Consider the following 12,030-nt stretch of genomic DNA (forward strand, 5'->3'; position numbering starts at 1 on the left):
AGGATGACGATTAGATGGCAAAAACGGAACGCATCGTCCCAATTTCGCAACGATGCGTGGCATACTGCCTATGATCAAAATGCATAGCTGGAGCCAACATGTCGCGTAGCGCCCTGCCTTTTCATACCGTAGAAACGTTTCTGATAACCGCGAGGCATCTCAACTTAACCCATGCCGCGCAGGAGCTGTGCCTGACGCAGGGGGCGGTCAGCCGGCAGATTGCCGCGCTGGAGAGCTGGTTTGGCTTCCCGCTATTTGAACGCCACGCCCGCGGGCTGCGGCTATCTCCGCAGGGCAGCGCGCTTTATCCGGAGCTGCAGTCGGCATTTGGCCGCCTGTTAACGGTAGCCGAGCAGGCGCGCCAGCAGCAAACTGTCGTGCGCCTGAAAGCGCCTACCTGCGCGATCCGCTGGCTGGTGCCGAAACTGCTGGAGATAGAACGACGTTATCCGGAACTGCAGGTGGCGTTGACCACCACCACCGAGCATAACGTTAACTTTAAGACTGAACCCTACGATGCGGCGATTATCTTTGGCACCCATCAGAGCGCCGGCGATCTGCTGTTTGAAGAAGCCCTTACGCCGGTGGCCAGTCCCGATACGCCGTGCGATACGCAGCTCTCCGCCATCACATTTTTACATCCGACGCGGGATAAAACCGACTGGCTGCTGTGGCTGGCGCACTATCCGCATGAACCAACGTTAAAAATGCATAAAAACCAATATTTCGACACCATGGACCTCGCCATCACCGCCGCGATGCAGGGGCTCGGCGTCGCCATGGCGGACGAGACGCTAATCGCCGAGGATCTTCGTACCGGGCGACTATGTCGCCCCTTCTCGCTCAGCGTCAAAACCGGCGCCAGCTACCGGCTGGTCGTTCGCCGCTCGCAAAGCAAAGCCGACGGCCTGGCGCGCTTTCGCGCCGCGCTGGTTAATCCAGCGTCACATGATGCTTCATCACCCGGCGAAACAGCGCCAGCCGCGCGCGCATAAAGCGGTTCTCGACTTTAAAGCCCGCGCGCTTGTTGAGGCCGATACGCAATAAACGGTCCCGTCCGCGCAGGCAGGCGGGCCAGCGCACCGGGCCGGTTAACTCACTACACTGATTGCCTGCCAGCCTGGCAAAATTGGCCCAGTAGTCGGCGACCTGCGCGGCGAAGGCTCGGTCCGCCTCACTGGCGTACTGACACACCGGTTCGGCGCGGGTCAGATTGTCGAAAACGTAAACCACTTCGTTGCCATGCCATGCGCCGTGGAGATAGGTTTCATGTTCCGCTTGCGCAACATAATCAAACCAGTAGCGCCAGCACGGTTGCCCAACACGCTGCTGCGCCTGCATTACCACGTAACCCAGGGTGGTGAACGCCATATCGCGGCACACTTCTCTGCCTAACGCTTCATCCCCTTTGACGCCAGGATACAGAAGTTTGATAAGCCCAAGGCCAAAACGGCGTTCGCGACGCAGTTTTTGAATTTGGCCGGCAATATCGACGCCAAATACCGCCATCACGCTGGCCTCATCGCTATTGGAGCCAATCATCACCGGCATCGCATGCTGACGGCCCTTAAAGAACGTGTCGAGCATAGGCTCCGGCAGCACCGCATCGCCGACAATCGGTGCCGGGCCGATATTCAGCGGCGCCGTCAGCGCCCAAAAGGCATCGGCAGGGATTGCCCGCAGCTGTTCCGCGCTGGCATCGGCAAGAGAAAAATGTTCCGCCAGCAGCTTTCCCTTCGCCAGCGCCTTTTCCCGTGGTAAATCCGGTAAGGTATAACCGCTTTGCACGATGGCTTTATGGAACAATCCTTTCGCTTTCGGCGACGCCATCAACGACAGGACGCTGCGCGCCCCCGCGGATTCGCCGAACAAGGTGACATTGGCGGCGTCGCCGCCGAAGGCGTGGATATTATCCTGCACCCAGCGCAGCGCGGCTATCTGATCGAGCAGCGCAAAATTATACAACCGCTCGCCCTCTTCGCCTTCCAGGGCCGGATGAGCGAAAAAGCCGAGATGCCCAAGACGATAATTGACGGTGACCACCACCACCTCGCGGCTGGCCAACGCGCTACCGTCGTAGGGAGGCAGGCTGCCGGCGCCGATGGTGTAGCCGCCGCCGTGCAGCCAGACCATCACCGGGAGCGGCTGCGAGCGGGCGGCGGGCGCCCACACGTTGAGATACAGACAATCTTCCGAGAAACGGCCAGGATCGCCGCCGCCCAGTTCACGACAATATTCGATATCCTGCCAGCTGGCGGCGGCAAAGGTATCGGCCTGACGCACGCCCTGCCAGCGCTCTGGAGGCTGCGGCGAACGCCAACGCAGCTCGCCTACCGGCGGCTGCGCGTAGGGAATACCGCGCCAGATATGGATCCCCTGTTCATTAGTGCCGGATAGCGTGCCCTGCCGCGTTTTTACTAGCGGCATAGATGAATTCTGCATAACAACGTCCTTTTGCAAGTTATGCCATGCAGAGTACCGATTTTAGAGCAGACCGCAACGGCGTTTACTCCGTTCCTCCGCCTGTTGATATAGTTCGAACTCATCGAGGACCTCACAGCCTAACGCCGCTTCAAAAGCGTCACGGCTGGCGTTACCGTGGCTGCGGGCCTGCGTTTCGTTGCCAAGATTTGATTGGAAAATCCCCGCGGCGCTCACCGGTAAAAAATCTTCATAAACAATCGGCTGCGCGACTACCCAACCGCGCTCGATCAGCGGTTGCGGATCGTCGCCGGGGCCAAAAGCATGGCGATGCGCTTCCCCCGCAGGCGTCAGGCGATAGCGGAACCACGCTAGCCCCTGTTGACGCAGCAAAAATTCGCTGTCAGGAAACTGGCTAAAGACCTCCTGCAAATGGCGCTGGTGGTTAAGGTTGTCTTTACCGACCCCGGCCTCATTCAGTAAGCGGTCATACAGCGCTCGTCCTTTCGGCGTCAACGCGACGCCGCGTTGTTCAATTTCGCCAAAGCGCGCGCTGTGCGTACCTTTATGTTCGCCGGCGAACATCACCGGCTCTTCCAGCGCTTTAAAACTGGTTTGCCGCAGTAAAATCGGCACCTCGCGGCGCGGCGGTCCCTCAATGAGCGCTTTCGGTTCGATACCGCACTGCGGCATCAACGCCTGAACCCGATCGATATCGAGAGTGCGCGGCGTCAGATGGTTAATGTGGCAACCGGGGAAACAGACCACATCGGCAATCAACCGGTGCTCATTATGCAGCGCGTGATAGGTTTGCTCGTCGACGGTGGCATGACGGTGCCAACGGAAAGTCTCCAACGCTTCGTTGACGAATTCGCGCGCTTCTGCAGCCGTGAATTCCCCCCTATCTTCGTGTAACGCAATCAGCTCACGGCAGCGCGGCGTAAAGATATCGCGACGGGCGAGAATATCCGCCGCTCGCTGGCGCAGCGCCTCGTTGCCGATCAGTTCAAGGCGCAGCAACGAGGTGAAAATACGAAACGGGTTACGCGCCAGCGCCGCGTCATCGACCGGGCGAAAGGCGGTAGAATGCACGGGTACCCCAGCCTGCGACAGATCGTAATAGCTAACGGGATACATCCCCATAATGGCAAACATGCGACGCAGGGTCGCCAGTTCTTCCGCCGTTCCCACGCGGATCGCGCCGTGGCGCTCAACGTTCAGCCGTGCCAGTTCGTCGGCATTAGCCAATTGTTCATGTAATTTCGGGTTGTGTTCCAGGACCGCCAGATTCACATCCGCCACCAACTCCAGGAGGGTTCCATACTGCGGAACTTCCTGCTGGTACATTGCCGACATAGCCTGTGAAAAGTTTTCCCGAATCTCATCAGCCGTGATGGTGTTCGCCATGATGTCTTACCTCCAGTGAATACTTCCTGGAGTGTAGGAAAGCGCGTTAAGAGTGGCGGGAAGAATTTACAAACTGTGATGCGGATAACCTGCTACCGCGTTTCGCCTGTACAAATCATAACCGTGGGTTATGAAAAATTAGATTTAATTTCACTTTAAATTAACAAAACATTTACAGAGACTGTTTCTGGCGAAATTACAACAACATGCCTCTCTTCCGTTTGATGGAGTACCCTATGAATAATAAATGGTCACCGCGCGAGGTCGTACATCGCGATTACAATAGCCATCCGCCGGCGCTGGCGCCGGGATACAAAACCAGCGTGCTACGCTCGCCGCGCAATGCGCTCATCTCCCTGCAAAATTCACTTTCTGAGATTACCGGCCCGGTGTTCAGCAGCGACGACCTTGGCCCGCTGGATAACGATCTCATTCTCAACTACGCCAAAGACGGCCTGCCGATTGGCGAACGAATTATCGTCCACGGTTACGTGCGCGACGGCTTTGGCCGGCCAATGAAAAATACGCTGGTCGAAGTGTGGCAGGCCAATGCCGGCGGCCGTTACCGTCATAAGAAAGACCAGTATCTGGCGCCGATTGACCCCAACTTCGGCGGCTGCGGACGGGTTCTGACCGATGAAAATGGTTATTACTGCTTTCGCACGATCAAACCCGGCCCCTATCCGTGGCGTAATCAGGTTAGCGACTGGCGACCGGCGCATATTCACTTTTCGCTCTCAGGCGATGCCTGGGCGCAGCGGCTGATTACGCAAATGTACTTTGAAGGCGATCCGCTTATCAAACAGTGTCCGATTGTCAGAACCATCAATAACGATGATGCCGTGCGTACCCTGATTGCCGAGTTGGATACCCACGCCGCCGTGCCGCTCGACAGTCTGGCCTATCGTTTTGACCTTGTGCTGCGCGGCCACCGCGCCACGCTGTTCGAAAATCGTACCCAGGGGGCCGCCCAATGAAAGACTATTTAGCTGAAACCGCCTCGCAGACTGCCGGGCCCTATGTGCATATTGGTCTGGCGCCGGACGCTGCAGGATTTCATATTTTTGAGAAAAACTTTGGCCCCAACTTAGTGAGCGCGGAAACCAAAGGCCAACGCATTACGATTGAAGGGCGGGTTTTCGATGGTTCCGGAACCCCGGTACGCGACGTGCTGCTGGAACTATGGCAGGCTAACGCCGACGGGCGTTATAACCATCCCGACGACCGCCAGCAGAACAAGGCTCTGGACACGAACTTCCGCGGCTGGGGCCGTACTTGTTCTGACTTTGCATCCGGCGTCTGGCGTTTTCAAACCATCAAACCCGGCGCGGTCGTCGGCCGTGACGGACGCCTTATGGCGCCGCACCTCAATCTGTGGGTAGTGGCGCGGGGTATCAACATCGGCCTGAATACGCGGATGTATTTCGCTGATGAACAGGCGGCAAATGAACAGGATCCGGTACTGAATCTGATTGAATGGGAAGTTCGCCGCCAGACGCTTATCGCACAACGTGAAGTACGTGGAGATGAAGTCGTGTACCGCTTTGATATTTATTTACAGGGCGATAAAGAGACCGTGTTCTTCGATATTTAATTTGCCCCCAAATTACTCCCTTTTCCCTGCCCCGCCGAGTGCGGGGCTTTTTATCACCTCTGGTAGAAATGACTTGTAAGACAATAAGATCAAATGTTAATAATATTTTGCTAACTAGTTATCAAAATTAAACAACTTCGCTTGCTACCGAGACAGCTCTGTTTTTAACATCGATTATGGAAAAAAATGGTCTCTTCAGTCAGCGCATTCGCTTGCGCCATTTACATACTTTCGTCGCCGTCGCACAACAGGGAACCCTGGGGCGGGCGGCAGAAACCCTGAATCTTAGCCAACCTGCGCTATCAAAAACCCTCAACGAGCTTGAGCAGTTGACCGGTACCCGGCTTTTTGAGCGCGGGCGGCTTGGCGCGCAGTTGACGCTGGTTGGCGAACAGTTTCTAACCCATGCGATCAAGGTACTGGATGCTCTCAATACCGCAGGCCAGGCTCTCAATCGTAAAGAAGGCATGAATAGCGATGTGGTAAGGATTGGCGCCCTGCCAACCGCAGCGCTCGGTATTTTGCCTACGGTGATTGGTCAATTTCACAAACAGCAAAAAGACATCACCTTACAGGTCGCCACCATGAATAACACCATGCTGCTGGCGGGGCTGAAATCCGGCGATGTCGATATTGGTATTGGGCGCATGTCCGATCCGGAACTGATGAGCGGCCTCAACTATGAACTGCTGTTTCTTGAATCGCTAAAACTGGTCGTCCGCCCCGGCCACCCGCTGCTGCAGGAGACGGTAACGCTCAGCCGGGTGATGGAATGGCCGGTGGTGGTCTCACCAAAAGGGACCATTCCGCGGCAGAATGCGGAAACGCTGCTGCAAAGCCAGGGCTGTAAAATTCCCCCCGGCTGTATTGAAACGCTGTCGGCCTCGCTTTCACGCCAGCTCACCGTCGATTATGACTATGTCTGGTTCGTCCCTTCCGGCGCGGTGAAAGACGACCTGCGTCGCGGTTTGTTAACCTCATTACCTATCGCCACCGAAGGCGCCGGCGAGCCGATCGGTATTCTTACCCGAGTGGACGCCAGCTTGTCGCAGGGGGCGCAAACTCTACTCAGCGCGATACGCAAATCCATGCCTGCCTGATTATTCATGGTCGTTACCCCGAGCGAATACAACGGGGTAACGGTACCGTTACGTTCATTCTTCTGCCCCCTTAATATATACATCGTGCTAATCAATTAGTGCGAAATCATTCATTAACATTTGCGCTCATTTCATTAACAGATTTATCATAGCCATGATTTCACCATTTGGTTCATGTGAAATGAATTCATCTTTTGAAATCACCTTTATGAAGCTTTGATAAGCTTCACTCAAAAGCAATTTCCATTTGCACTTGATTCATTTGGTACACACCTGGCAAGGGGTGGTAAAAGGAGACAACATGGCTACGGGCAACGTGCCGCGCGGATTCCCCCGGATCCTGCAGTGGCTACTCGCCGGACTGATGTTAATCATCGGTCTGGCAATCGGTATTTTAGGCGCCAAACTGGCAAGCGTCGGCGGCACCTGGTATTTCGCCATTATGGGGCTGGTGATGGTTATCGCCTCCCTGCTTATTTTCCGCAATCGTCGCGGCGGCATCATTCTTTATGCCGTCGCCTTCGCAGCTTCCATTGTTTGGGCTATCAGCGACGCCGGCTGGACCTACTGGCCGCTGTTCTCACGCCTGTTCGCGCTTGGCGTTCTGGCTTTTCTGTGCGCCATTGTTTGGCCTTTCCTTTCCAGCGCACCGGCCAAAAAAGGCGCGGCCTTCACCCTCGCGGGCGTGCTGGCCGTGGTACTGCTGGTCAGCTTTGGCTGGATGTTCAAATCCCAGCCGCTGGTCAGCGCCAGCGAACCCGTGCCGGTAAAACCGGTACAACCGGGTGAAGAACAAAAAAACTGGGAGCACTGGGGTAATACCACTCACGGCGACCGCTTCGCCGCGTTGGATCAGATCAATAAAAACAATATCAACCAGCTACAGGTTGCCTGGATTGCCCATACCGGCGATATTCCGCAGAGTAACGGTTCCGGCGCGGAAGACCAGAATACGCCGCTGCAGATTGGCGATACTCTCTATGTTTGTACGCCATATAGCAAAGTCCTGGCGCTGGATGTCGATAGCGGCAAAGAGAAATGGCGCTACGACTCAAAAGCGACGGCGCCGAACTGGCAACGTTGCCGCGGTTTAGGCTACTACGAAGATAGCCAGGCACAGGCTAATGCCGTTGCCGGGACCCAGCCTGCCGCCTGCGCCCGCCGCCTGTTCCTGCCAACTACCGATGCGCGTCTGATCGCAATCGATGCCGATACCGGTAAAGCCTGTGAAGCATTTGGTGAACACGGTACCGTCGATCTCAGCGTCGGCATGGGGGAAATCAAACCCGGTTATTATCAGCAGACCTCTACTCCGCTGGTTGCCGGTAACCTTGTTGTCGTTGGTGGTCGTATAGCGGATAACTACTCCACCGGTGAACCGCCGGGCGTGGTTCGCGCTTTTGACGTGCATACCGGTAAACTGGCCTGGGCCTGGGATCCGGGCAATCCACAACTGACCGGCGTGCCGCCGGAAGGACAGACCTACACGCGCGGGACGCCGAATGTCTGGTCCGCGATGTCCTATGATGCCAAACTGAATCTTATTTATCTGCCAACCGGAAACGCCACGCCAGACTTCTTCGGCGGCGAACGTACGGCGCTGGATGATAAATACAGTTCCTCTATCGTTGCGGTCGATGCGACCACCGGTAAAGTACGCTGGCATTTCCAGACTACCCATCACGATCTGTGGGATTTCGATCTGCCTTCGCAACCGCTGCTGTACGATCTGCCGGACGGTAAAGGCGGTACGACGCCGGTACTGGTGCAAACCAGCAAGCAGGGCATGATCTTTATGCTTAACCGCGCGACGGGCGAACCGGTCGCTAAAGTGGAAGAGCGTCCGGTCCCGGCTGGTAACGTTAAAGGTGAACGCTACTCGCCGACGCAACCGTACTCCGTCGGCATGCCGATGATCGGCAACGAAACGTTGAAAGAATCGGATATGTGGGGCGCCACCCCGGTTGACCTGCTGCTGTGCCGTATTCAGTTCAAAGAGATGCGCCATCAGGGGGTGTTTACTCCGCCGGGTGAGGACCGCTCCTTGCAATATCCTGGCTCGCTTGGCGGGATGAACTGGGGCAGCGTGTCGGTTGATCCGAATAACGGCCTGATGTTCGTCAACGACATGCGTCTTGGACTGGCTAACTACATGGTGCCGCGAGCGAAAGTGGCCAAAGATGCCAGCGGTATCGAAATGGGTATCGTACCGATGGAAGGTACGCCGTATGGCGCAATGCGTGAGCGTTTCCTGTCGCCGTTAGGTATCCCCTGCCAGAAGCCGCCGTTCGGCACCATGTCGGCGGTCGATCTGAAAAGCGGTAAGCTGGTCTGGCAGGTTCCGGTAGGTACGGTAGAAGATACCGGTCCGTTGGGTATCCGCATGCATATGCCGATCCCTATCGGCATGCCAACGCTGGGAGCTTCGCTTTCTACCCAGTCTGGCCTGCTGTTCTTCGCCGGCACCCAGGATTTCTATCTGCGCGCCTTTGATACCGCCAACGGCAAAGAGATTTGGAAATCTCGCCTGCCGGTGGGCAGCCAATCCGGCCCAATGACCTACGTTTCACCGAAAACCGGTAAGCAATACATCATTATCAACGCCGGCGGCGCGCGTCAGTCTCCCGATCGCGGCGATTACATCATCGCTTACGCTTTACCCGATCAAAAATAAAACCAGGGCCCCGTTCAGGGGCCTTTCTTTATCTCTCCGGTTTCAGATTCCATTTAGGCGCCGATCTTCAGGCTTTTGTTACTATGGAACCTCATTTCTCAGGCAGGATAAACAGGGAGGAAGCCATTATGGCTTTGATGAAAGGCTCAAGCGCGCTGCTTTTGGCTGCGTTACTAACGGGATGCGCCAACGAGGAACCACCACAGCTTTATCGCCACGACTTTGTGTTGAAGAATCCGCGTACGGGTATGCCGCTGCCCTATCTCCCTTACCAAATCACCACACCAGACGGTAGAGTCTTTAAGGGCAGAACCGATAAAAACGGTTTAACCGTAGAAGCGATATCAACCATGCCGGGAGAATTTAAGATCAATATGATCCCTGAGTCAGCACTATAAGTTTCTTCGACAGGCTGCGCTTTTAGAATGTTTTATTGCGTTATGTTATTATTGCGAACAGTTATCAATAACAATATAACAAGGATAAAAGATGAAAGGAGCCCTCCATCACCTGCCGATCGGCGCACTCTTATTAGCCGCAACCACCTCAGCCCAGGCGCTGAAAGCGCCAGAAGTGGATTTACGCGACCCGACGCTGTGGGAAGAAAAAAAGGTCAATCCGCTAAACGAAATCTCTGCCCCCTGCGAAGTGGCAAGCGGCCCGGATTGTCCAGTCTGGGAGGATCAAAAGTCAGATATTCAACGCGAAAGAGAACGGCGAGAGCAACGACGTTGGCAATCGGGCTATGAGCACTGGCGCAAGTATTAACACAGCCAGAAGTCAACCCGGGCGATAAATGGCCCGGGTTTCGCTATCGGTAATACTTAGTTATCACCGAAGTGAATAACCGTACGAATCGATTTACCTTCATGCATCAGATCGAAGGCTTCGTTGATCTGATCGAGCGGTAACCGGTGGGTGATAAACGGATCGAGGCGAATCTTACCCGCCATCGCGTCTTCAACCATCCCCGGCAGCTGGCTACGCCCTTTCACGCCGCCGAAGGCGGAACCACGCCATACCCGGCCGGTGACCAACTGGAACGGACGAGTTTTAATTTCCTGACCCGCTCCGGCAACGCCAATGATAACGCTCTCACCCCAACCTTTATGACAGCACTCCAGCGCCGCGCGCATAACGTTGACGTTACCGATACATTCAAAACTGAAATCAACGCCGCCATCGGTTAGCTCGACAATCACGTCCTGAATCGGTTTATCGTAGTCGTTCGGGTTGATAAAGTCGGTGGCGCCCATCTCTTTGGCGAGGGTAAATTTATCCGGGTTAGTGTCGACCGCCAGAATGCGTCCGGCCTTCGCCTGCACCGCTCCCTGAATCACCGCCAGGCCAATACCGCCCAGCCCGAACACCGCGACGCTGTCGCCCTCTTTCACCTTCGCCGTGTTATGTACCGCGCCGATACCGGTGGTGACGCCGCAGCCCAACAGACATACTTTTTCCAGCGGCGCCTGCGGGTTTACTTTTGCCAGAGAAATCTCGGCGCAGACGGTGTATTCGCTGAAGGTGCTGGTGCCCATATAGTGATAAATCGGCTCGCCGTTATAGGAGAATCGCGTGGTGCCATCCGGCATCAGACCTTTCCCCTGGGTGGCGCGGACCGCCTGGCAGAGGTTAGTTTTGCCAGACTTGCAGAATTTACATTCGCCGCACTCGGCGGTATACAGCGGAATAACGTGATCGCCTGGCTTCAGGCTGGTCACGCCCTCGCCGACTTCAACGACGATACCGCCGCCTTCATGGCCCAACACCGTCGGGAACACGCCTTCCGGATCGTCGCCAGAGAGAGTAAAAGCATCGGTGTGGCAAACGCCGGTGTGGGTGATTTTGACCAGGACTTCGCCTTTCTTTGGCGGCGCGACGTCAATCTCCACGATTTTTAACGGCTGGCCGGGGCCAAAGGCAACTGCTGCACGTGATTTCATACTGTCCATTCCTCGTCGTGATTTTATTTTAAATAGGATCGTAGCAGGTGACCAACTTCCGCCATGCGGGCGGCGCGTTGGTCCGGGGTGGTATCGCCGCTAACCAGTTCATCCTGCAGATGCATCTCTACCAGCTCCCCCATCAAACCGTTGGCGGCGCCGCGAATGGAGGCAATCTGTTGCAGGATAGTCATGCAGGGTTCGCCGGACTCCAGCGCGCGTTCCAGCGCTTCAACCTGTCCGCGAATACGGCGTACGCGGCTAAGCGCACGCTTCTTGTCTTCTGGTGAATGTGGCACGAGATGCCCTCCATATCATATAGGGGGGTATACTATATTTATTTGACTAAAGTGGCAAATTGAAACGCCGCTAACAACCATAGCATAGCGGCGCAGGATTACCGTTAATCGAGCGTGAGGGTCATAGCTATACAGCGTAACTCGGCGTTGGCCATTTTTGAATAATGATATTTTTCACCTTGAGAAACAAAGCCATGGCGTAGATAAAAGCCCGCCGCATTGGGGGTCGCCTCAAGCGTAATGGTTTCGAGCCCCCGTCGGCGGGCTTCGGCAATAACCGCCCCCATGATCAAATCCGCGCATCCCTGCCCGCCCCACTCAGGAAGCGTAAAGATCGCTTCCACGCTTAAGGACTCAATATCGAGATAGCCTGTAGCGACGGGTTGGCCCTGCGTATTTTCCACGATATAAAACGGATTATCGGCAACGGCGTGACGATACCCTTCGGGCATCTGTTCCGGCGTCCAGGCGTGAATCACTTCAGCGCCATAGCTTTGACGACAGCCATGGCGAATCGCCTGATTACGGATATTCCACAACGCAGGGGCTTCATCGGGTACCGCGCGTCTCACTCTCATCGCTACTCCTGTTT

At 55.7% G+C, this 12,030-nt stretch carries 12 protein-coding genes; 7 read left to right on the plus strand and 5 right to left on the minus strand.

The window, feature by feature from the left end; all coding sequences use genetic code 11:
- The first annotated feature begins 98 nt into the window (after positions 1-98).
- On the plus strand, positions 99-995 hold the full coding sequence (locus PGS10_RS02530; protein ID WP_047048805.1) for a LysR family transcriptional regulator: 897 nt from the start codon (positions 99-101) through the stop codon (positions 993-995).
- Here PGS10_RS02530 and PGS10_RS02535 read toward each other — a convergent pair.
- Positions 934-2,442 carry a carboxylesterase/lipase family protein gene (locus PGS10_RS02535; RefSeq protein ID WP_047067769.1) on the minus strand — a complete coding sequence of 503 codons (1,509 nt, stop codon included), beginning with the start codon at positions 2,440-2,442 and terminating at the stop codon, positions 934-936. The two genes, PGS10_RS02530 and PGS10_RS02535, sit on opposite strands and share 62 nt — an antisense overlap.
- Positions 2,443-2,484: 42 nt before the next feature.
- Positions 2,485-3,828 (minus strand): 2-oxoadipate dioxygenase/decarboxylase HglS, encoded by a 1,344-nt coding sequence (hglS, locus tag PGS10_RS02540; RefSeq protein WP_045393952.1) that lies wholly within the window; start codon positions 3,826-3,828, stop codon positions 2,485-2,487.
- Between the two features lie 236 nt (positions 3,829-4,064).
- Between hglS and pcaH the strand changes: the two genes are divergently transcribed.
- The 6 genes from pcaH (at position 4,065) to PGS10_RS02570 (ending at position 9,964) form a co-directional block, all read left to right on the plus strand.
- Entirely contained in the window at positions 4,065-4,805 is a 741-nt protein-coding gene (gene pcaH, locus PGS10_RS02545) for a protocatechuate 3,4-dioxygenase subunit beta (RefSeq protein ID WP_020078656.1), read from the plus strand.
- Entirely contained in the window at positions 4,802-5,422 is a 621-nt protein-coding gene (pcaG, locus tag PGS10_RS02550) for a protocatechuate 3,4-dioxygenase subunit alpha (protein WP_063416054.1), read from the plus strand. The genes pcaH and pcaG overlap by 4 nt, the downstream gene beginning before the upstream one ends.
- Positions 5,423-5,598: 176 nt before the next feature.
- Positions 5,599-6,522, plus strand: a complete 924-nt coding sequence (locus PGS10_RS02555; protein WP_316422379.1) for a LysR substrate-binding domain-containing protein — start codon at positions 5,599-5,601, stop codon at positions 6,520-6,522.
- Between the two features lie 301 nt (positions 6,523-6,823).
- The gene (locus tag PGS10_RS02560; protein WP_047048811.1) at positions 6,824-9,196 is read left to right on the plus strand and encodes a glucose/quinate/shikimate family membrane-bound PQQ-dependent dehydrogenase; all 2,373 of its coding nucleotides are present in this window, start codon (positions 6,824-6,826) and stop codon (positions 9,194-9,196) included.
- A 128-nt stretch (positions 9,197-9,324) separates the two neighbouring features.
- The gene (locus PGS10_RS02565; RefSeq protein ID WP_047048814.1) at positions 9,325-9,594 is read left to right on the plus strand and encodes a hypothetical protein; all 270 of its coding nucleotides are present in this window, start codon (positions 9,325-9,327) and stop codon (positions 9,592-9,594) included.
- 91 nt (positions 9,595-9,685) lie between these two features.
- Positions 9,686-9,964 (plus strand): hypothetical protein, encoded by a 279-nt coding sequence (locus tag PGS10_RS02570; RefSeq protein WP_047048817.1) that lies wholly within the window; start codon positions 9,686-9,688, stop codon positions 9,962-9,964.
- A 56-nt stretch (positions 9,965-10,020) separates the two neighbouring features.
- Here PGS10_RS02570 and PGS10_RS02575 read toward each other — a convergent pair whose 3' ends face one another.
- The 3 genes from PGS10_RS02575 to PGS10_RS02585 form a co-directional block, all read right to left on the minus strand.
- Positions 10,021-11,139 (minus strand): S-(hydroxymethyl)glutathione dehydrogenase/class III alcohol dehydrogenase, encoded by a 1,119-nt coding sequence (locus PGS10_RS02575; protein ID WP_316422380.1) that lies wholly within the window; start codon positions 11,137-11,139, stop codon positions 10,021-10,023.
- Positions 11,140-11,162: 23 nt separating this feature from the next.
- Positions 11,163-11,438, minus strand: coding sequence for a metal/formaldehyde-sensitive transcriptional repressor (locus PGS10_RS02580; RefSeq protein WP_015705585.1), 276 nt, complete (start codon positions 11,436-11,438; stop codon positions 11,163-11,165).
- A gap of 104 nt (positions 11,439-11,542) precedes the next feature.
- Complete coding sequence (locus PGS10_RS02585; protein ID WP_047048821.1) at positions 11,543-12,016, minus strand: GNAT family N-acetyltransferase; 474 nt, start codon at positions 12,014-12,016, stop codon at positions 11,543-11,545.
- Positions 12,017-12,030 lie beyond the last annotated feature (14 nt).

The organism is Klebsiella sp. 141153, assembly GCF_032601995.1.
GTDB lineage: Bacteria > Pseudomonadota > Gammaproteobacteria > Enterobacterales > Enterobacteriaceae > Klebsiella > Klebsiella aerogenes.